This window comes from Halomonas sp. PA16-9 (assembly GCF_009728585.1).
Classification (GTDB): Bacteria; Pseudomonadota; Gammaproteobacteria; order Pseudomonadales; family Halomonadaceae; genus Vreelandella; species Vreelandella titanicae.
On record NZ_CP040452.1, the window covers coordinates 1,637,073 to 1,657,751 of the forward strand.

The 20,679-nt window shown below is 52.5% G+C and carries 15 protein-coding genes and 5 pseudogenes; 4 read left to right on the plus strand and 16 right to left on the minus strand.

Annotated features, from left to right (window positions below; genetic code table 11):
- Window positions 1–24 precede the first annotated feature (24 nt).
- The 4 genes and pseudogenes from FDY98_RS23925 to FDY98_RS23940 form a co-directional block, all read right to left on the minus strand.
- Window positions 25–1,331 (minus strand): annotated as a pseudogene (locus FDY98_RS23925) (TRAP transporter large permease).
- Between the two features lie 10 nt (window positions 1,332–1,341).
- On the minus strand, window positions 1,342–1,842 hold the full coding sequence (locus tag FDY98_RS23930) for a TRAP transporter small permease (RefSeq protein WP_027958583.1): 501 nt from the start codon (window positions 1,840–1,842) through the stop codon (window positions 1,342–1,344).
- The gene (locus tag FDY98_RS23935; RefSeq protein ID WP_022522413.1) at window positions 1,839–2,468 is read right to left on the minus strand and encodes a TetR/AcrR family transcriptional regulator; all 630 of its coding nucleotides are present in this window, start codon (window positions 2,466–2,468) and stop codon (window positions 1,839–1,841) included. Before FDY98_RS23935 ends, FDY98_RS23930 begins: the two co-directional genes overlap by 4 nt.
- 56 nt (window positions 2,469–2,524) lie before the next feature.
- A pseudogene (locus FDY98_RS23940) lies at window positions 2,525–3,659 on the minus strand (C4-dicarboxylate TRAP transporter substrate-binding protein).
- Between the two features lie 174 nt (window positions 3,660–3,833).
- On the opposite strand from FDY98_RS23940, the gene FDY98_RS23945 reads away from it, so the two are divergent.
- A complete protein-coding gene (locus tag FDY98_RS23945) occupies window positions 3,834–4,556 on the plus strand; it encodes an AzlC family ABC transporter permease (protein WP_027958585.1) in 723 nt (240 codons plus the stop codon).
- A gap of 135 nt (window positions 4,557–4,691) precedes the next feature.
- Window positions 4,692–4,865 (plus strand): hypothetical protein, encoded by a 174-nt coding sequence (locus tag FDY98_RS29010; RefSeq protein WP_138801615.1) that lies wholly within the window; start codon window positions 4,692–4,694, stop codon window positions 4,863–4,865.
- A gap of 312 nt (window positions 4,866–5,177) precedes the next feature.
- On the opposite strand, the gene avs3b is transcribed toward FDY98_RS29010, so the two are convergent.
- The 12 genes and pseudogenes from avs3b to FDY98_RS24005 all read right to left on the minus strand — a co-directional run bounded on the left by avs3b (window position 5,178) and on the right by FDY98_RS24005 (window position 19,732).
- Window positions 5,178–5,864 carry an AVAST type 3 anti-phage proein Avs3b gene (gene avs3b, locus FDY98_RS23955; RefSeq protein WP_155830860.1) on the minus strand — a complete coding sequence of 229 codons (687 nt, stop codon included), beginning with the start codon at window positions 5,862–5,864 and terminating at the stop codon, window positions 5,178–5,180.
- Window positions 5,845–10,203 (minus strand): hypothetical protein, encoded by a 4,359-nt coding sequence (locus FDY98_RS23960; RefSeq protein ID WP_273194430.1) that lies wholly within the window; start codon window positions 10,201–10,203, stop codon window positions 5,845–5,847. Before FDY98_RS23960 ends, avs3b begins: the two co-directional genes overlap by 20 nt.
- 443 nt (window positions 10,204–10,646) lie before the next feature.
- On the minus strand, window positions 10,647–12,104 hold the full coding sequence (locus FDY98_RS29015) for an ATP-binding protein (protein WP_340146981.1): 1,458 nt from the start codon (window positions 12,102–12,104) through the stop codon (window positions 10,647–10,649).
- Between the two features lie 107 nt (window positions 12,105–12,211).
- Window positions 12,212–12,592, minus strand: a pseudogene (locus FDY98_RS29860) (type I restriction endonuclease subunit R); the annotation flags it as partial.
- Window positions 12,593–12,795: 203 nt separating this feature from the next.
- Window positions 12,796–13,716, minus strand: a complete 921-nt coding sequence (locus FDY98_RS23970) for a nucleotidyl transferase AbiEii/AbiGii toxin family protein (RefSeq protein ID WP_027958590.1) — start codon at window positions 13,714–13,716, stop codon at window positions 12,796–12,798.
- Window positions 13,706–14,482, minus strand: coding sequence for a type IV toxin-antitoxin system AbiEi family antitoxin domain-containing protein (locus tag FDY98_RS23975; RefSeq protein ID WP_027958591.1), 777 nt, complete (start codon window positions 14,480–14,482; stop codon window positions 13,706–13,708). The genes FDY98_RS23970 and FDY98_RS23975 overlap by 11 nt, the downstream gene beginning before the upstream one ends.
- 220 nt (window positions 14,483–14,702) lie before the next feature.
- Window positions 14,703–15,058 (minus strand): annotated as a pseudogene (locus FDY98_RS23980) (nucleotide pyrophosphohydrolase).
- Between the two features lie 107 nt (window positions 15,059–15,165).
- A pseudogene (locus FDY98_RS23985) lies at window positions 15,166–17,555 on the minus strand (DNA/RNA helicase domain-containing protein).
- Window positions 17,556–17,962: 407 nt separating this feature from the next.
- Window positions 17,963–18,604, minus strand: coding sequence for a PIN-like domain-containing protein (locus tag FDY98_RS23990; protein WP_155706245.1), 642 nt, complete (start codon window positions 18,602–18,604; stop codon window positions 17,963–17,965).
- A complete protein-coding gene (locus FDY98_RS23995) occupies window positions 18,546–19,250 on the minus strand; it encodes a PIN-like domain-containing protein (protein WP_155706248.1) in 705 nt (234 codons plus the stop codon). The genes FDY98_RS23990 and FDY98_RS23995 overlap by 59 nt, the downstream gene beginning before the upstream one ends.
- Entirely contained in the window at window positions 19,247–19,396 is a 150-nt protein-coding gene (locus FDY98_RS24000; protein ID WP_155706250.1) for a hypothetical protein, read from the minus strand. Before FDY98_RS24000 ends, FDY98_RS23995 begins: the two co-directional genes overlap by 4 nt.
- 42 nt (window positions 19,397–19,438) lie before the next feature.
- Complete coding sequence (locus FDY98_RS24005) at window positions 19,439–19,732, minus strand: helix-turn-helix domain-containing protein (RefSeq protein WP_051430520.1); 294 nt, start codon at window positions 19,730–19,732, stop codon at window positions 19,439–19,441.
- 114 nt (window positions 19,733–19,846) lie between these two features.
- On the opposite strand from FDY98_RS24005, the gene FDY98_RS24010 reads away from it, so the two are divergent.
- Both FDY98_RS24010 and FDY98_RS24015 read left to right on the plus strand, forming a co-directional pair.
- The gene (locus FDY98_RS24010) at window positions 19,847–20,053 is read left to right on the plus strand and encodes a hypothetical protein (protein ID WP_027958595.1); all 207 of its coding nucleotides are present in this window, start codon (window positions 19,847–19,849) and stop codon (window positions 20,051–20,053) included.
- A complete protein-coding gene (locus FDY98_RS24015) occupies window positions 20,050–20,664 on the plus strand; it encodes a hypothetical protein (protein WP_027958596.1) in 615 nt (204 codons plus the stop codon). The genes FDY98_RS24010 and FDY98_RS24015 overlap by 4 nt, the downstream gene beginning before the upstream one ends.
- The last annotated feature ends 15 nt before the right edge of the window (window positions 20,665–20,679 follow it).

Sequence of the window (20,679 nt, forward strand, 5' to 3'; positions counted from 1 at the left end):
GTGAGTGTTCTTGTGAGGGTGGCGTTAAAACATCTTTTGCGGAAGGTAAAGCGAAAGCGCTGGAATCAGCACGATTAGCAATAGGGCAACAATATCCATAACGATGAACCAGGCGACGCCCTTAAAGACTTCAGACAGTGTGACGCTATTGCCCAAGGCACCTTTGATGACATACACATTGAGCCCGATAGGCGGAGTGACCAACCCCACTTCAAGCAGCTTTACGACGATGATGCCGAACCAGATCAAGTTGAGGTCTGCGCCTTCCACTAAGGGCAGAATTAACGGCAGAGTGAGGAGCAGTAAGCCTATGGAGTCGATAAACATACCCAGCACAAGATAGATCACTGCCACCGCGAGAATGATCCACCAGGTCTCGGTACTGACGCCGAGGATTATTTCGGAGAAAGCAGCGGGCACACCACTCATGGCTAGAAAGCGGGTGAAAAACAGCGACCCAATGAGAATAATAAAGATGCTTGCCGTGCTCACCGCCGTGCGGATCAGTGCTTCCCGAATGGCTGAAAAGGTTAGCGTGCGACGTGCCAAGGCAATCAGAGCGGCAATGGAGGTACCCACCGCCCCCGCTTCGGTAGGTGAGAAAACACCCAGAAAAATCCCGCCAAGAACTGAGCCGATCAGCAACGGCAACGGCCAGATATGCTTAAAGGCATCCCACTTCTCGTCCCAGCTAGAGCGTACATCGGTGTTGCCCGCCAGGCTGGGGTTAAGCTTGGTTCGCACCATAATCATGGCGATGTAAAGCAGCGCCGAAAGCACACCGGGATGAATCCCGCCATAAACAGTTGACCCACCGACACCTGGGCATAAACACCATAGAGCACCAGCAACACGCTTGGGGGAATCAGCGAGCCGAGTGTTCCAGAGGCGGCGACGGTACCGGTGGCCAGCCCCTTGTCGTAGTTATGCTTGAGCATTTCGGGCACGGCAATCCGCGACATGGCCGCCGATGTTGCGACGCTAGAGCCGGAGGCTGCAGCAAAGAAGGCAGAGGCCATAACACTGGAAACAGCCAGGCCGCCTGGCAAGCGCGCCAGATAAAGGCGCATGGCATGAAACAGGCCTTGAGTCATATTGGTGCTGGTACACAAATAGCCCATAAACAGGAACATAGGTGCCGCGGTCAGTTCCCAGGTGCCTGCAAAGTCGAACGGAGTGGCCGAAATCATCCCCCAGGCCACACGCATGCTGGTCATTTCGCCAATGCCGATAATCGACACCAAACCCAGTGCCACGCCGATTGGTACGCGCAGGGCGATCAGGGCCAAGGCGATGGCAATGCCTGCCACACCTATCTCGATATTACTCATTAGGAAACTCCTACAGGGCTTGGCGTTGTTGCAGCGCCTTAATCATGTTGGCGATGATGGCCAGGCACATGGCTGCGAAGCCAACCGGTAACGCCCAGCGACTGGGCCATAGATAGAAGGTGAAATTGGCCATGGCCGTTTCCATTCGAACCGTAGCGCGCACTGCATCTAGATAGCTCTGGTAACAGAGCATGCCGAAATAGAGGAGCCCAAGGGTGCTGGCGAACAGGTAGAGTGTCAGTTGGGCTACCGGCGGGAGCCTTCCCACAAGCACATCCACGCTGATGTGTTCGCGCTGAAGTTCGACATAGGCGAGCGGCAGAAAGACGACGGCGACCATGTAGTAAAAAGAGACAAACTCCAAGGTGCCGGTAAACGACTTTCCGAATAAGTAGCGCAGCCCAACATCGAGTGAGACATGCAGTGCCATAAGCACCAGAAAGAGGGCCGCCAGCACCATGGCACTTTTGGCAACCCACTGGCTCAGTGATTCGAAGTGTTTGGCCATCATGCGGGCTCACTCCTCTGCGCATCCGGGGCAGAAAAGCCCAGTTCTAACAGGGTCTCTTTCCAGAACAGCAGCATATCGCGGTAGAGTTCGGGGTCATCTCGCCAGATGCTTTGCGCCCCCATACCCCGCATCATGCACAAGGTGGCATTCAGGGCGACGCGATTCTGATGTGACGTGTGCTTGGCGCTGGCGACTAACTGCTCCCAAATCTGCTCCAAAGAGTCATTGAAATTGGCTGCCAGCGGCACTAACACTTTCATTATGTCGGGGTCGGTACGCGCGTTAGTGAGGTATTCAAGGGTCACCATATAAAGGTCACCCTTGAAGTGCTCATGCAGTGCTTTCAGTAAGTTGTCAAAGTTAAGCTCGCCTGCTTTAACCTTCACGGCCATCTCTCTTACGCTTTCGACTTCGCGACTCAGCAAGTCCTCAAGCGCCGCCTGCATCAATAATGTCTTGGAAGGATAGTGGTGAACTAAAGCGCCACGGGAAACGCCCGCCAGACGTGCGACATCCACGGTTGAAGTGGCACGAATGCCCTTCTCGAGAATGCACTCGATAGTCGCTTGCGTCACCCGAGCCTGGGTTTGGCGTGAGCGTTCTTCTTGATTCTGTCGCTTCGTCATAGCGAACCCTTATTTGGCCTAGGCCGCCTCAATGCGGCGGCCTCAGTGTTGCAGCGTTAATAAATTCCGTAGTCAGCAGGAAGCTTATTGTAGATCTCTTCCATGGCCAGTTCGGCCAGGGCCTCTTCGTCTTCGCGATCAACTTCGCTGATTAAGGCATCCCACTTTTCGTAGGTCGCGATAAAATCATCAATCAGCGCCTCGGGGTCTTCAACGCCATACTCATCGCGGGCCTTATCGTAGACATTGGCCAAGGCCTCATCGCGGAAAGCCTCCACGGAAGCCATCATCCTCTTCGGGCTCGTAGATGTTGTTGCCATGAGAAGCGGCTTCTTCCAGTGCGGCTTCAGAAGCGCCCAGATACTGGACAATCATGCGGGTCATTGCCTTGGCAGTCGCTTCTTTGAAGACATCACGTTCCTCATCGTTGAGGCTAGCCCAGAAGCCCGAATTGAAGCCCCACTGAGGGCCAGACCAATACATGCCGGTAGGCAGCAGCGTGGTGTGCTCGGCAACCTCCCACAATGACCGGTCAATCAAGTCGTTAGCCGCATTAGAGGCACAGTCCAACGAGCCACGATCGAGGCCGCTATACATCTCACTGGAAGGCACATTGACGGGCGTTCCCCCGGCTTGCTCGACCCAGGCGGAAACAGTCGAGCCAGCCGTACGAATACGTTTACCGCGTAGCTCTTCCAGGTTTCGGACTGGCTCGCGGCAGAACAGCACATAGGAAGGCGTGTTATAGGCGCCCAGGTAGACAATATCCAGCTCCTCCCACTCGGCTAGCTGAGTGGGATTATTAAGGCTGAAGTCTGTCACCGCCAGTATGCCAATCAGCGGGTCATCATAGTTAAACCCCAATTCCTGCACGGCATTCGCGACCGGCATTTCAGAAGGCGTGTAGATAGCCGCATGGTGAGCAACCTGAACCACGTTATCCTGGATACCCTGCAGGTTAGCCCGTGGTGCCAGCAGTACGGTGCCGGTATAAACCTCGGGTTGCAGTTCGCCGTTCGAGAGTTCCTTGACCATTTCTGCCCACTCGATGTAACCGTAACGGGAGTGGGGATGTTGTTGGTCGTAGAACGAATTGGCAATAAAGGAAGTTGCGGCATGGGCCGAAGAAGCAACAACAGGCAAGACCAGCGCTCCAACGGCGAGTGTCAGCGTATTACGAGTGAAGTTCATATAGTTTCCTGGGCCGATTTAATCGGCTGTTTTTTTCTGTTGTATTGTTTCATCTTGTTGACACGTCACCAGCTGTGGCGCGTGTACATAATTCAATCTAGACTTCAAATAATAAAAAAACAAGCAGGTCTGTTTGTTTTTGATACGGCCTGCTTCGCATAGAAAGGTTAAGCAATGAAAATAAAAGAAAATCCTACTCGGCTGGATATTGCGGGTACCTGGCGAGGGATTCGCATGATGCTGCCTTTAGCGGTTTTTACGATCGCGTTTGGATTGGCGTTTGGCGTAGCCGCCGTGCACCAAGGGTTGGCCGGCTGGGAAGCGATGCTAATGAGCCTGTTTGTCTTCGCGGCTCCATCGCAATTTGCTGCCCTAGAGATGTGGCATTCGCCTCTGCCACTGCTTGCTCTGGCAGCGGTCACACTCGCGATTCATACCCGGCATATGCTAATGAGTGCGGCGCTCTATCCCTGGCTCAAGGCGTTACCTCAACGCCAGCAATTCGCTATGGTGATACTGCTAACCGACTCCAACTGGGCAATGGCGCTGGGCGAGTATCAGCGCGGTGAGCGAAACTTGGGCATTCTTCTAGGTGGTGGGATCGCGTTGTGGGGCGCCTGGGTCGTCGGCACGGCGGTAGGGTTAGCCTTTGGCGGAGGCATTACCGAGCCTGAACGCTTCGGCCTTGATGTGATCATGCTGTGCTTTCTGCTGATGATCGTTGTTGGTGGAAACCCAAGAGCGGCAATGGCCCTACCCTGGCTGGCAGCAGCGGCTAGTGCATTAATGGCGTACTGGTGGTTGCCGCCTTACCTACATGTGATGGTGGGTGCCATTACCGGTGGCGTGGTGGCCGTATTGTTGCCTGGACGCTGGTTCAGGGAAAGCGCCTCATGATCCCATCGCCCGTATGGCAGTCGTTGATAGCCATCACGCTAATGGTGGTAATTGCTTATGGCTCCAGAGTGCTGGGGCTGCTAATCATGTCACGTGTGCCGCTAGGCCCACGCGTTAGCGCGATTCGTCGATGCCATGTCTAGCTCAGTCCTGATTGCCGTCATTACGCCTATTATCGTGCATGGTGACGGTGGCGTTCGGCTCGCGGCCATTGCGGCGGGTACGGTGGCGGTAGTGATGAGGAATCCGTTGGTATCGATTGCAATGGGCATGCTTTGTGCTGCGGGTTGGCGGTGGTGGGTTGGGTAATATTGGGGGACTTGAAAGTTTTAGACGTGCGCAGGGCGTAACTAGAATCAGATATACCGCAGCTCCAGGGACTAATTACTCCCTGCTTTTGAAATAGGTAAATATAGAAATGGTGGGCCCAGTAGGACTTGAACCTACGACCAAGGGATTATGAGTTCGCTTTTAAAACAATAAGTTACTGACACACAAGGAAAAGCAACCGTAATCGAGCGAAAGGTACAGTTCTTTGGAATCAGTAGCTTAGCGAAGTTTGAGGGTACCATACGAAGCTGGTGTGTGTACCGCTGGTGTACTGAAATTACACGCCTATCGTCAACTCAAATTATGTCCTTGTTCATCACCAGAGCCTAACTCGGCTCGGAGTTCACTTGCCAGATGGCTCGCCAAATCAGCCAATCCCTCTAGCCGGGACAACTTGTCTATCAGAGCAGCATCTTGCTTGTTTTTATCAGTTTCTCCCGCTTCGTTGTTTCCTAAGATCAACTTCACGATTGGCCTCTCGGCTCCTTCTTCTGCGCCGGCCTGGCGAGCTAGCTCAACCCAAGGCTCAGCTTTAGAAGCTGCCTGATGTGACGCAGAGCGCAGTGCGAACTGGATTAGTAAGCGAGCTGTGTAGTCTATCCCCATCGCGAGATCGAGCCACTGCTTGGTTTCTTCGTCTACATCCGCAGTCGCTGCCTCTCGAAGTGCTTGGGGATAGTAACGGTAATCGGTTTGTTCCACATCCAGAGATGCGAGCACCCTTAGCACCGGTTCAAGCTCTCCCAATGGTCGAAGATGCCTTGGAATGGTATCTCGATATTTCCATAGCTCTAGAATTGCCTTCGCACAGTCAACATGAGCCTTTTCTTTGGCCTCAGCAGGGGCCTTTTCGGCCATATCAATCCGCTGTGCTAAATAATGAGCCATCCAAGATGCCAAAAGGTCATCTTTAAAATCAAGCTGATCAACCAACTTTTTACCAAGTTCTAATACAGCTTTAGAGCGCGTGAGGGACACCATCTTCCTCCATCAGATAATAGCGAGCATACGGCTGTGGATATCGACCAAACTCATCATTTCCTCTGTCGTGCCGAGGTGGCCGACGTCGAATCTCAACGCTCAGAATAAGACAATAATCAGGGTGTGCATTGAGAAGTCGCTTTAGAAAACCTCTATTGCCGCTGAGCCTCCAACCTGGGATTGTCTCCATCTCTTGCCCATATCCCTGAGTGCGGGTCCATGTCTCACTGCGAAGCAAACATTCAATCCCACTTCGCCAGGTACGGCCATCCTCTGACGCAACCAACCCCATCTTCTTAATCTCATCATCAGAAGGCCTAGGTCCAGGAAAGTGTAAGCTCTTAGCCCATGGATCACCTTCGTCTAGCCTAGCTGGGTCACTCTCGTCCGTTACCCAGGCCTTAAGCTTCAGGATTCCAGCTTCCATATCTTCGCTGAATCTAGCGTTGGGAAGGGTAAAATGACCTAGCTCAGGTGCTGTTTGAAGAGCCGCTACCAGCGCCTCAGCTCCGACTCGAGAAGTCAGCGCACTGCCGACGGAAACCGTCTCATAATAACCATCCTCGCCTCCATTCCAGTGCCCCTTGAGAACAGTCATGCTATCTTCAGTCACTAGCATTTGATCAAGATAGTCTGCCGTTACGCTCCAGCACCATAGCTTGTCGTTGTAGCCTTCAGGTGACGGGGGCTCCTTGACGAGCCGAGGATCTCGTTGATCGGCAAGCCATTTTCCATCGGCGCGGGTCAGAAGATAACTCGACAGCCAATCGCGAAACTCATCTATAGATTCGTCAGCTTGGCGTCGCACAGGCTGTTCTTTCAGTAGAGCCGCAGCCACTAGCATCATGGCGTGATACCCATGGTAAGCGCATAAGTCATCTGTTGTAGGCAGGCTACCGTGCGCGTGAGATGTTTCTCTGTCACCGAAAATTCTCCTCAGCAAACGAGAGTCTTCCTGCCATCTACTCCCACCATTCCAGCCCATATGTTCCCCTAGGGCATGACGTGCACGTCTCTCGATAGCCTCCTGACTGAGGCCGAATGCTCGCCCAAGGGGGGCAAACCAGTACGGGCCAATGTCCATGCCAAAGTAATACTTCTCGTCATCGCTGAGTGCTTCATCGACTTTGAATGCTTTGTCCTCAATAGGATCCAGCCAGCCATTAAAAACCTTCTCTGGCAAAATAGGCCAGTTAACAGTATCAAGATCATCGAACTCGTTAGCATCCAACTCACCAGCGACCATCAAGGTTCGAAGCGCCTGACTTGCGAGCTCCCGTATCAAGACATGCTCTTCACGCAGCCAAAATCGTAGAAATGGCACAGACGACCTTAGGGCCGATGCATTTTCAAGTCCACCACGTGCAAGACCGATTAGAAGCCATTGTCGCGCGTGCCAAACATAGAACGGTAATTCTTGATCAATAAAGGGAAGCGGTACATCGGTATTCGCCCAGTCGATGAGCACCTTTAGAAACTCGGCCCAGTCCAGTTCAACCATAGACCTTACTACGTGTGCGCATTGCCAACGCTCTGAAACTATCGGTGAACCTAACCCCACCCAGATGTAGCCAGCTAAGGAGGAAATCAAGGACTGAGGCGGTTGCAGCTCAGTACGCCAGGGCCCGTTACCATCCTCCAACCGAAGCATATCCTCAAGAAGGTCCATTCCAAAGTTCAGTGCTTCATCAGCCTGTTCCGGTGAGAGACAGGATGCGAGAGGATCAACCAACTGGAAGAAGTCGCCCGCACTTAGGACATCCACCTGTAAAGCGAACCCCTCGAGAGTGGCTTGGACCACATCCTGATCGGCCACAAGACCATCTTTGTGGAGCTTCTCAAACGGTATCAGGACGCCCCATCCGCGCCGTTGGACTCGCTCAGGCTCGCGACGGCATACTGATAGCACCGCATCTCGCACGGCCTTCTGGAAAGACAACTGCTTCAGTGGCTGCGAGAGTATTGTATCCAGCAAATATCGCAATTTAAATATTCCGAAATCTGGCGAGGCGGCGATGGCGTGAACCAGTTCAGGTTCCCTGCCAATCCTCACTCGTGCGAATGCTTCTTGGAAGAAAGCGTTGAATTCGTACGGAGGATCATAGGTACTGATAGCAGCATAGGCCGATTGGAGTGAGTCAGCATCGGCCAAATCGATTCCTTGGAAGATGGTGTCCCAGTCAGGTGAGCGTCGCTCCTTCGCCACGGGGGAATGGCAAGGCTTCGATATATCCTTTTCATTCGTTGAGTCGCCATTGTGTGTGGCAGCAAGAAGGCGGTGGATGTCGGGAAATTTGAGATCATATGTTTTACTCAACTCACTGAGTTCGAGCAAGGTCTCGCATCTCAATGGCTGCACCCGAATGTAGCGATAGGAGATATGGGCAGACACGTAACGCCGAACAGAATCGACTTCCTCCGCAACAACACGCTTCAAGTCCGATAAACGATCCCAACCGGCCTCAATCCCCCCGAAGGCTATGGGCGTTATAACCGGAAGGCTGCCTTGTGCCATGAGGCGGTAGATTACGAGTGGCAGCAGGCGCTCTGGATCACCGAATCTGCGATCGCGCCACTGACTGAGGATAGATAAAGCCGAGGATGCACAGAGGTCAGTCAAGGCTTCAGCAGTGCCGTCCCAGTCGAAGTGCTTGTCACGTGTTACATACTCATATGTGAGCTCTGCAACGCGTGATAGTCGGTAGGCTGTCCGTGGCCGGGGATTATTATGCTCTCCTGCAGCTTTGGCAAGATGTAAGAATGCCGCCCAACGATGAAGGTTCTCATCACCGATACGACTTGCAATATCAACTGCGCGATCAAAAAAGACCCCGGCCTCGGCTAGACTCACCGCCAAGATTGCGCGTGCGAGTTTGAGATACGATTCAGCGCGCGACTCTGCGTCCTCTCGTACAGCCTCCAGTGCTTGGTAAGCCTCTGCCGCGAAATCCAATGCCAATGACTCGAACCCCTCTGCACGAGCAGCCATGCGGCACAAAGCTATCAAGGTATCTGGCCAAAGCGGATCTTTTTGTTGAGATAGCCATGACTTAAATGATTCTAATTCTGGAGCCTTGGCGACACCAGCATCCCGCAAGAGTCTTAACCATTCTAGCGCAACAGCCTGCCGCAGACTTTGGTCTTGCCGATACATTCGGGATGCTGAGGCGTTACTCTGATTAAGAGCTTCCGCGATTGCAATAGACCAATCTGAAGGGAAGCGATCACAGATGATCTCAGCGGAGAGCACAACCCAAGGCAAGAGGCCGCCGACTTCCTGCTGGAAGATATCGGCATCTCGGCTGCGCCCATACTGATTCCGCGAGTCCAGTTGCTCACGCACCTCAGAGGGCGCAACATCGATCAGGGCGAGTCTTTCCCCCCGTAGAGCGGCTTCAAGAGCGTAGGCACGGAGCATCGGTGCACGATCAAACCCGAAACGACTAGCCAAGTCCGCGGGAGGTTCAGGAGGAAGGTAACGTTGAATAATCGCTACCCATACACTCGGCTCTGGCGGTAGCACACGTAAGGCGAGTTCCACTGCGGATCGGACGGCGTAAAGAACCGTCCATTTTTCGTTCCACTCTTGATATTCATGCAGCTTAACACGCCGATCACCGAGCAGCCGCAGCAGCCGCATCAAAGGTTTTGTGGTGATTCGGTGGCCCACTACACTTGATTCGCTGATAAGTCCCAAAAGCAGCCACACATCATTCCCGCTAGACTCAGCAAGAACATTAAGTTGCTCATATTGCCCCAAATCGATAAGTCTTCGCCCCAAGCGGCGTCCCACATCGAAAGCAAAATGTCGAGGTCTCCACCTTCTCACAAATTGGGCTGCCGCCTCGCCTCCCCGCAGACGCAGTATTGCTAGAGTAAGCTCTACCCTGTCCTCATGACTTACATTTTCCTGTTCACGTTCCTCTTGGGGCAGGCGGGCCCAAGCCTCCAGCCAATCCATGGCCATACGGAGCCGGCTAAATGCAACTGCAGAAAACTCATCGCGTCCGGAGAGAAGGCCTGCATCATAGGCATGACGAGAGCCCATCCAACCCGAACTGAAAACTCTCTGTGAAACAATCTCCTCAATACGATCTGGAGCCATAAGCTGGGCCACTAGATCAGTGTTCTCTTGAATGAGATTATTCTGGCGTTGTTCCCCAGCACACTCCGCGCCACACTTTAGGGCAAGTTTCGCCGCTGCTACATAGCGCCTCTGTTGAAGGCAGGCTTTCAAAGCGAAAGTTAGTCGCTGTAGCTCGACATCCCGCTTTTCAAGTGGATTTACAGTAGGAAGCCTCTCTCCAGAAAGGGCCAGCTCTACCAGTTCATCCATCCTCCCAGCTTCCAAGAGTAGCTGCGGTAGCATTGCCGCGGCGTAGGAACTCTGTGCAGCGAGCGGCCGCAAACATTCAAGAAAATGAGTAAGTGCTGTCGCATCGGGCTTAAACCGCTCACGAAACCAAGTTTCGCTTGGCTCGTCGCGAAAATGGAGACTATCGCCTTTTACCAGTAACGGGCGGCTTAGCCCTAGAGCAAAGCTTCGGACAGCGCTCTCAGAGGTCTGGGATAGTTTTGCTAGAACAGTGACTGGTACCAAGGGACGAAGAATTGCAAGCCCTTGGCAGATTACGTCAATCTGTGATGCTTCAACGCTCCCTTCTAGGTCACGCAGTCGTGCAACTTCGACTTCGAGTAATTCGCCGATCGTACGATCTACCGTTGTCGGTTCAGGCCCAAGCCGCCTAAGCATTTCCTGCAGTGGTAAGCCTTGAGAAATCACCAATGCCTGGACGCGCGGGTTCGAACTGCTGAGAATAGCAAATTCTGCAACGTCATGACCGGTCGCTGCAGGATAGAATCTACGAAGATGGTGTGCGCTTTCGTTCTCGCTAAAGGACGAAGCTCTATCTCATGCGCTTCAGGCGATGCACCAAGACGCGAACGACGATGTGTCCGGCAAGTAAATGCCAGACGAATCCCATCTGGCAGCGGAATCCGAATAAGGTCTCTAACAAAGCTTGATGGCTCTCCTTGTTCCTCAGCAGCCATTTCTGCATTATCGGCGGCATCAATAATCAAGCAAAGGAGTGCTTCGGGAGCGCTCGCCCGCAACAGCTCAACTGCTTGTTTTAGGCGGTGCAAGAAAGCACGCATATACTGCTTTGTGTCGGCATAGGCGGTCGGTATCAGCGGATGACACAGACCCTGAGCAGCTAGTTCATTAGCTATCTGTACTAGAGCATCACGGTGTCGATGCCGAAAATTAATTGAGCTGCGATATAGACCATCGCCGAAGCAATCATAGAGAACGGCCTCAGAGCCAATCGGCATCGATGCCACCAATCGAGCGGCAAGCACAGATTTTCCCACGCCGCCATCTGCATGGATAACGATGGGATGCTCGGCAGCAAGAAGAGCCTGAAGAATCTCCTGCTCCTGTTCACGAGGCAAGGTACCCGCCTGGTCTGAGATTAGGCAAGGCGCAGGTTGTAACTGTTCCTCGGATGCCTTTAGCGCGCGCAGGACATCGTGGCGGTGGATCGATGGATCTGATTCAAACTCTGTTGTTGCCTTGCGAGTGATGAGATCTTTCAACTGGATTGGAGCGTCATAGTCCGCATCTGGCAGGTAAGCGCTGATATCATAGGCTAATAAATGACGCTGTTCCCAGAGAGCTCCCTCGCCACCCTTCGTGAAGAAAAGTTTGAAAAATTGCGCTGCCTGAGTTTTATCGATCCCAGCGTATTCGATAAGCACTTTATGTAGATTCGGATGTTGAGCTGCATTCCCTGACGCGAGGTCTGCTAAGGCTTCCCTGACCTTGGTTTCGATCGGGCGATTTGTTATGAACTCAAACCGAAACCGCTGTATCACATCTGCATCATTAAAGCGCTCCACAAGCTGCACGTAACGTTCAGCGAAGCCCTTAATTGTTTTTTTCAGTCCGCTTGCCGTCCAAGGCTCATTAGCAGCTCGCGTGGAATGTTTGAGTTGGATATAACGGATAAGCCGAGCTTTATGAAGACTTTCTGCACCAAAATACAAACCAACATCAATAAGCTGTTCACCAGCTTCAATCTCGTCACTTTCGTCCTCTTTCGCCGAAGCACCCTCAATGGTTATAGCAACGAGATCAGTCTGCCCGGGGAGGAGTTTAAGACATTGACGAGCAGCCCAGTGGTAATGAAATTGATCGCCATCCCGGCTCGGTCGGACTAATTCATGCCCAGACATCAAACGTCTCCCCACACATTAAAATCATAGTGAATAGCATAACGACAGATTGACATCTTAGTAGGATAACCACATCTGTTTAGATAGAAAGCAGCCATGATATTTATTCATCCAACATATAGATTTTGCGGAAATCCATCTCGATTCGACCTCTCCAACAGCAACTTGAGTATCAACAGCGAAAACTGCCTACCCGTTTCCTTATCCTCTAGCAACGGTATGCTGAGTTTCTCGTAGTGGCTGAGATCGCCGAGCACGGCGTGGTACCCCTCTTCGGGAATAGGCCGTGCGTCACAGGTCTTCGCTGTGGCTGCCAACCTGGGCCATCATTGCCTCGTCACGCTCGTTGCGATCGGCGATGCCGTTGGCGAATTGCAGCTTGTCGTCGTCACCGGCCTCGGCGCCGCAGAGGTCGTTGAGCCGAACGATTATCTCGGCCAAGCGCTGCTTCTCGGGTCATGGGGCTTACCTGAGCCCACCTCGCTGACGGCCCCTACCTTAAGGTCGTAGCCGCCGGCCATGCTGGCCCTTCGACCATAGGCCGTCATGGCCTCGATAATGTCCCGCTGGAACTGAGCTTCCAGCTGTCCACCATGCCCCCTACGCGTAGCGTAATTATGCGTAACAGCCTAGCGCTGCAAGGATATAAGGAGAAGTCTATTAGGCTGTTAATCCGCCAGGGCACACCGCATCATTGTCGAAGCCTGCCCAAGGCCAGCTCCAACAGCTCTAGTGACTGACGGTGCTTGTCAGCCCCCATCTTCAGGATATTGGCGAGCTTCCAGCGCACAGCAGGCAGCCGTTCGACGCCCGGCAGCGGGAGCAGCGCCCAATCAGGCGCTCCCTGCTTAAAAGACAGCAGGAAGCGAACGTCTTCATCCGTCATCAGCTGACCCAGCCGCGACAGTAGCTCATCGCGGGCGCTCTCCAGTTCCTGCAATGGCAGGTCACCCCTGGCCATCCCGACAAACTCCTGCCGGTAAACGTCATCCAGTGGTTTCAGCCTAGGATTAATCACTTCGTTCAAGGGCCTGGGATGCCCCAGCAGATAGACCAGGAAGCCTTCAAACACGCTGCGATCCAAGCCGCCCTGGTTCAGAAGCAGCTTCACATCGAAAAGGTCACGGGGGTGCTGGCGATCCAGCGCGGCGCAGATCTTGCCGCCATAGAGATCCGGCAGTGACACCACCCGCACCGCAGCGAAGCCGTAATCGTCCTCTACTGCTTCAACTACATCGCGCTCCTGAGGCGGGTGCAGGGTGCCTCGCAGTACCGGCGATACTTCCACCTTCACCTGGCTACGCCCTCGGCGCACCAGGATCCTCAGCTCGTCTCGGCGGTTATCCTGAAGTTCGGCCCGCACGTCTGGCAGCCGAGCGCTGAAGGCCTGTGCGAGGCGCTGCAGCGCCTCGCGGCAGCGTCGCAATGCCTCGTCACGGGGCTCCAGCGGCAGGTAGGCCAAGTCGATATCGACCGATAAACGGGGTAATGGCTGTACGAAGAGGTTGATGGCCGTACCGCCCTTCAGGGCAAAGCACGGCTCGTCATTGAGAAAAGGCAGCAGTGATACCAACAGGCTGACCTGTTCGTGGTAGCGAGCGTCAATCGACATGCTGGAACGCCTCCGGCACCGTTACCTGATACTCCATGTCCAGCTTGCCGCCTTGGCAAAGTTGCCGCTTACCTTTGCCGAGATCTAGTCGGCGAGGTTCCAGGCGACCGTACCAGGCATGCCCAGCGTGTCGAGCCAGCACCAGGAAGGCCCGCTTGGTTCTCACCGAACGGCACCCCTCCAGCAATGCCTGCAGCCGGCGCGGACGCAGCGTATTGAGCCCGACGAAGGTGTCGACCAGCTCACTACTGAACAGCAACTCATTCGACGTAACGGCGATCCACTCCAGGACGGCTCGCTCTGGGGTCGATACCTGCAAGCTGAAGGCCCTGCCATCCGGCGCGTAGTCCGTAAAGCTGCCGGGAAGCTGCGCTGGCAGGCCCTTTTCAGAGTGGAGCACCATCCGCCCTGCCCACTCGGCATCATTCAACCACCGGGGCAGCCGAGCGGCCTCCTTGCCATACAGGTACGTCGTGCTCTCCCCCATGGGTAGATAGTGGGCAAAACCATGCAGTGCCAGGGCCGTCTGACCACCCGGCCAAAGCGGTGGTAAGCCCGTGTGGTCGCTCGCCTGCAGGGCGAAGACAGCGCTCTCCCAGGTAAGAGGCTCCCCCGCTTGGCAGTAGGCACCGTGCCCCACGCGTTGCAGCCAGCCACTGCTGGCCAGCTTACGCGCCTGATCAGATGTGACGCCGTGTGACGCCAGCCAAGCGGTCGTCACGACCGCGCCATACGGGATTTTGTGCAGCAATTGGTTTATTTTCACGTGAAAAAGCGGCCTTAAATTCCGTCTTTAGAGTAAATAATAAACCACGTTAGTTTATCTTCAAGCTCAAAATCGCCATTCAAGGCCGCTTTTATGACAGAAATTAAACCGGAGGCTGAGTCTCCGCTCCTGCTTAAGCCCAAATTTAGCGGGAGGAAGCTTGAGGGACGAAGCCAGGCAGAGAAGGCCGCTACAGGGGACAAAGCGGCCACACATCACGTCAACCCTGATAGTGCGTGTACTTTTTCGCACTTCCCTTCACTTGGTCGGCGGGATATTTCTCCGCATTCTTCTCCATCTTCGCCCGGCATGCCGCTTCAATATCCAAGTCCAGCTTGCCCGCCAGCCGAATCAGATAGAGCTGAACATCGGCAATTTCGTCGCGCACGGCAGCCAGTTGCTGCTCATCCAGCTCCCTGGACTGCGCCTCGGTCAGCCACTGAAAGCACTCCTGCAGCTCTGCTGCCTCCACCGTCAACGCCATGGCCAGGTTCTTGGGCGAGTGGAACTGATCCCAGTCACGCTCGTGACGAACTGATCCATTGCGTCACGGAGTTGCTTGAACGGGTCTGACATCTTGGGCTCACCTGGTTCTGCGGTATCGGATAGCGGTGAGTATGCCTGCTCTGTCGCCCGCTATCCAGCCAGCATCGGTATAGGCGACCATCCGGCCGCCCACTCGCTCACAGCACAGAAAGGAATTCGCCGATGACCTTCAGGTCTTCAAGCTCGTCCTCGAGCACGATGTCCTTATAGCCGAAGGCGTTGGTCTGGGGCTTGAGCACGATGCGATGGTTTACGAACTCTCCGTATTCCTCGATCTTCTCGCTCTGGTACAGCTTTACCGTAAAGCTGCCGCCATGATCCGGGTCCTCGATGGCGCGATGCTGCACCACAACGACTTTGCCCTGCCGCGTGCCGCCTGGGTTGGCACGAAACAGGCACCAGGCACCATTGGGGATGCGCCGATTCATCGACTCCCCAACCACCCGGCTGACGAACAGGTCGGGGCTCGCGCGCATGAAGTCCGGCAGCTCGACCCAGTGCTCGGCGTCGGCGATTTGCATCTCGCTGAACTCACCGGCGGCGATGCTCAAATCGTACACGGGCACATGGCGCTCGAACGGATCGGCCTCTTCGCGCACGACGACGGGAAGGTCCAAGCCTTCCAGCCCATTGAATTACTTGCCTCAACTGGTTGCTCGCTCAATGCTTGCGCTTGAACGAAAGCCGCGAAGTATTCACGGGTTTCGGGATCCGTGGCATAGACGTAGCAGCCCTTCTGCCCCCGCGTCATCAGTGTACGGTAGGTATTCTTGATGATCTGATCCGCCAGGGCGCGTGCATGCTCGGGCTCTTCCCTGAGCAGCTTCTTGTAGCCATGCACAGAACGGTCCTGCCCTGCGCGCTCGCGTGCGTCGGTCACCGCGCGCCCGTCACGAATCACGAAGTCATCGCCGATGATGACGCCCACATAGTCGAACTCGAGCCCCTGGCAAGTGTGAATGCAGCCGACCTGCTCGACGGAGGTATCGGCAATGGCCCACAGCATGCCGTCATCATCAAGGTTCCACTGGGCGGCAAAGCCATGCTCGGGAAAAACGATATCCATGGCTTGCTTGTCTTTCTTGCTCGCCCAGGGCCAGCAGTAGCCCGCTACCATCCGGGCCTTGTTGGCCTTGCGATTCTTGTCGAGGATGGCCGCTTTCAACGCGCTCGGGTCATCGAATACCTGAAAGTCGTAATCGATGCCTTCCAGATCCGTATTGGCCGTCGTGCGAACCTGAAGCGCATAGTCGAGCCATGCAAGATAGCCATCGGATCCGTTACAGCGAAATTGTGAAGCCAGCTCCAGTTCCTGAATCTCGGCACCGGCATCGCGAGCTCGACGTTTGATCTCCTCGACCGTGCCTACATCCTTGAGGGTCACCCGCTGTGCTTCGTCAATGAAGAACACCGAGAGCCGCGACGCTTTGATGATCTCCTTGATCTGGCTTTCGCCCAGGTTCTGGTACATACCCGACTTCTCGTTAAGGCGGTGAGCCTCGTCGACGATCAAGGCGTGAAAGGTGTCTGCCTGCGTATCGACATAGCTTCCGGAACCCTTGAACAGGTTATCGATATGCGTTTTCTTGCGAGTGCCGGTCAGGCGTTTCTTGAAGACTTCGCGCGGCGCCGAGTTACGCGATACGTACTGCGTCATCATCTCGCGCTTCGTCAGCTCCACCAACAGGTTGATGGCCACCACTGACTTACCGGTGCCGGGCCCTCCCTTGACGATCAGGCACTGCTTGTTGCCGTTGGCCGACCGATGCGCAAGATCAAGCGCGGTTTCATAGACCAGCTTCTGCTCGTCGATCATCAGGAACTCGGCGGTGCCCTGCATCATTGAGGCCAGAGCATCCGCCAGGTTCTTGCTTGGCTTGATCACACCGTGCTCGATGCGATACATGATGTCGTTGCTGTCGCCGTACTTGATGTGCTGGCTCAGAAACTTCGAGAGCTTCAAGGCGTCCTGCGAGATGAAGACCGGCGCACGGCTCGTATGGTGGGCATAAAAAGGATCATTGATGGCGTTCCCCTGCTTCATGTTGTGCAGGTAGGCGCAGGGCACCAGGCGGATCGACTCGGAGCGAACCGTCTCGTTGTAGTCCTCGATCAGCGCGCCATAGGACCACGCCTGGTACGACGGATGGTTGGTCTCGCGCACTCCGCCACCCAACTGGGTACGCACGATAGCGTCCTTCTTCGTCACCTCGACGGACTGCCACTGTTTAAGTTCCACGATGACCGCGGCATCGTCCCGCTGGTGGTTCTTGCCGGTCAGGATAAAATCCACGCGGCGATTGGTCAGCGGAATGTTGTACTCGATGGCCACTCCAGCTGAAGCAGGAATGCCCTCGTCGAGCAGAACGCTCATCATGAAACGAAGGGAGTTCTCCCAGGATGTCACCTCACTGCGAGGCGAGTTGCGGCTCAGCTTTCGAGACACCTCGTTCTCTATTATGTCGCTAATGGCGTTTGCACGTACGGCATCGATGAATTGCTGTTTAGTGGAGCTATAGACCAGCATCGGCCAGACATTCCTTATGTGTTCAACAGAAGCATGCACGAAAGCTTTGTGAAATCCATTAGCGCGCACGAATTTCAACAAGATAACGCGATGATAGCGACACTAATAGAGAGGCGAGTAAAAATTAAAAGAGGAAGGTAAAGCTGGGAGTTATACTGCGGCAGCGACATAAAAGGCTTCAAAAAGCCAATAACTTACTGACAGAAAGAGGGGAATTGGTGGGCCCAGTAGGACTTGAACCTACGACCAAGGGATTATGAGCCGTGTGAATAGCGTGCCAATAATCGCCTTTGGTCGTTTTTTCAACCAGTTACTAAATCTTCCTCTGCCTCTACTTGCCTCTACTCTTCATCAGTGTTGACACATTGTGGGCATTAACATATTTCATTCAATAAATTCGGAATATTTTAATCTTCATTTTCAAGTCTAGATATCTCCATCATTGTTTTAAGGATTTCGTTATGTATATCAACTTCATCATTTTTTGCAAATTTTATAAAGTCTTGTAGATTTTCAAGCATCTGACTATCTGTTCCTTCAAAGCCATATATATTATATTTATGCTTCAACTCTTCAATTTCTTTATGACTTTCACTGACTCTATGCTGAGTCCACATTAGCTTATTTTGTAAACCGTGTAGCTTTTCTTTTAAAATTGACAAGCTTTTATTTTCATTTAGCTCATCCTTATTTATTAGCCTTCCATCTCTGAAAAAAAGCCTAGAATTCTCAATCTTACTGTTTTTGCCTTTTGCACTCACTTTTACTTTGTAATTATTACTATTTTTAGAGAGCATCTTGTTAACTTCGTTCATTTCCTCCACTGCTGCCTTGTCGCTAGAACCGCCTATTTCTTTAGAAGAAATACTTAGAAAATTAGGCCCCGTATACATATAAAACTTATGACCGGTTACACTTTCAAACTCTTTTATCAACTCTACTCTTGGCCCTAAATTTTTACCTTTACTTTTATTCCACCAGTCTTCTTTATCATCTCCCGTAACTAGCACAATATTTTTTATCGGATATGCTTTTTTGAATAATTTCATTCCATATTATCAAATCACCATAAACACGCTTTTTATCTTCAACAGTGACATCATCTTGCTCTATATCTCCTTTGAATTTTTTAATGTCTTCATATCCTGGAGGAATTTTATTTTTATACCTTGTGGCTCCATCCTTAAAAACCCTTTCAAGTTCTTCATCACTTAAACCTTCTCCAACCCTCCCATCAAATATATCTACTATCTCTTTTCTAATCTCATCATCACTGACTCTAGACAAATATTTTTTACCATTAGCACTTAACTCCTCTTTCATTTTATCGGCAGCATTAAAAAAATCTTTTGAGGACTTTTCATTTATAAATGGATGCTGTCTTCTTTTTTCAAATACACTTTTTAAATTCGACAAAAATTCATTAATCTGATTACTAGTTTCAGTATAGTAGGTTTCTTCACTTGCTATTACAGAAGCTCTATTCCTTAAGTATTCCTCACTTGCTTGGCGGGGTATCCACACTCTGTCTTTGAAATACCTCAAAGATTTCAACAAGCTTTCTTTTGTAGGGTCTGAGTACCTATATAAATCAATAATAACGTTGGCATCAAAAACAAATATGCAATCTTTCCATATTTTCTCGACTTCTTTTTTATCTTTAAAATATTCTGGAAAAAGATCTTTCATATTCATTTACGCTTCCCTTTTAACAATTTTCTTATTTTTGCTTGAATTACAATAAAAACAACAGAAAAGATGCTCATAATCAATGCAAACTTAATTATTTCTTGAAAAGCTTCTCTTGCTTCATTTGACATGATCCCAGCCCCTTTATCCACAATGCCTTCCCCCCTGGAACCATTTATCAACAACCCTTTTTGCTAGTTGGTATCCGTTCCCGTTTTCTTGAGGTCAGCACGAGCTTTTTCTATTTGTGGGCTGATTTGACCTGCTTCTTCGATCACCTGCTCATGCATTAACCACATCGTGTACTGAGGAAACGCATCAACAATTTTCTTCATTACTTTGAATGAAGGCTCATTCCTTCCGTTTTCTACATTTATCAGCGTTTGCTTTGGAACCCCTGTCATATCGCAAAACGCTTGTCTTCCTAATCCCTGGACTTCGCGTACTTCACGAATTTTTTCCCCAATGGGGGTTGACGTATTGTCCATATGGGCTATATTCCATTTGAGACATGGTGTTCCATATGAGATACACCAAATTTTCAAAAAGTCGAACTCTAATTCAAAGACTATCACAGCCCATTACAGTGCAGGTAATGACACATGGAAACGAGTAACGCGCCCCAGGTTCCGGCCACAGTGCCAACGATGACCATCGAACGCTTCTCGCAGCTCTCTGGCCTAGATGAAGGTGTCCTTCAAGGCCACATCCGCCGCGGCTACCTCCCCACCATCAAGGTTGGTCGTTACCGCATGATCAACGTGGCCCTCCTCAACGCCCAATGCCTTAACGCGGAGGAATGGTCATGATCGCCTTAGCTACTAAAGCCACTCAAAACGGCTCTATTTACACGTTAGGTGCCTTTAAAGCGCACACCCTTGACGTGATAGGCACTTTCTACGTCGCCTCTCTAGAGTGCGATAACCGCCTTTATCGCGGCATCAATCAATATGGCTCTGTCAGCCTTCATGTGCGCCCTGACGGCTCCATCAAACTCTTCGTCCCAACCGATCACCTACTCGCTCTCGACCTGTCAAACGTCACCCCTGACGACTTGATGGGCCTGGATGATTGCGACGGACAGCGTTACCGCATCCGCTTTTCTGATTACGACGCAGCCCTTGCCTTCCTGGCACTGAACTACGGCGTTACCGACGCCCCAGAGAACCCTACAAGCACCACCCAGAACACCGCTGAGCCAATGCGCACCCAGGAAAAGAAAATCACCATTTCCATGATGGTAGAGCCATCTACCTATGAGGAAGTGAAGCGCCTAGCTGAGCTAAAAGGCCGTTTAGTCGGCGGCCAGATACGCCACGCCATCAAGCAAAACCTTAGAAAAACTGAACCTTTGCTTCCTGGCGCATCTATCCACACCCCCACGGCTAACGCGCCTACCGTTATCCACAACGGCCTTTAGCCCTTTTGGAGTTAT

Coding starts and splice junctions, on each gene's coding strand:
- FDY98_RS24010 (WP_027958595.1), top strand. CDS start 19,847: ATGGAAACGAGTAACGCGCCCCAGGTTCCGGCCACAGTGCCAACGATG.
- FDY98_RS29010 (WP_138801615.1), top strand. CDS start 4,692: ATGTCTAGCTCAGTCCTGATTGCCGTCATTACGCCTATTATCGTGCAT.
- FDY98_RS23935 (WP_022522413.1), bottom strand. CDS start 2,468: ATGACGAAGCGACAGAATCAAGAAGAACGCTCACGCCAAACCCAGGCT.
- FDY98_RS23970 (WP_027958590.1), bottom strand. CDS start 13,716: ATGTCGATTGACGCTCGCTACCACGAACAGGTCAGCCTGTTGGTATCA.
- FDY98_RS23930 (WP_027958583.1), bottom strand. CDS start 1,842: ATGATGGCCAAACACTTCGAATCACTGAGCCAGTGGGTTGCCAAAAGT.
- FDY98_RS23960 (WP_273194430.1), bottom strand. CDS start 10,203: ATGGATGAACTGGTAGAGCTGGCCCTTTCTGGAGAGAGGCTTCCTACT.
- FDY98_RS24015 (WP_027958596.1), top strand. CDS start 20,050: ATGATCGCCTTAGCTACTAAAGCCACTCAAAACGGCTCTATTTACACG.
- FDY98_RS23945 (WP_027958585.1), top strand. CDS start 3,834: ATGAAAATAAAAGAAAATCCTACTCGGCTGGATATTGCGGGTACCTGG.
- FDY98_RS23995 (WP_155706248.1), bottom strand. CDS start 19,250: ATGAATATGAAAGATCTTTTTCCAGAATATTTTAAAGATAAAAAAGAA.
- FDY98_RS23990 (WP_155706245.1), bottom strand. CDS start 18,604: ATGAAATTATTCAAAAAAGCATATCCGATAAAAAATATTGTGCTAGTT.
- FDY98_RS24005 (WP_051430520.1), bottom strand. CDS start 19,732: ATGGACAATACGTCAACCCCCATTGGGGAAAAAATTCGTGAAGTACGC.
- FDY98_RS29015 (WP_340146981.1), bottom strand. CDS start 12,104: ATGTCTGGGCATGAATTAGTCCGACCGAGCCGGGATGGCGATCAATTT.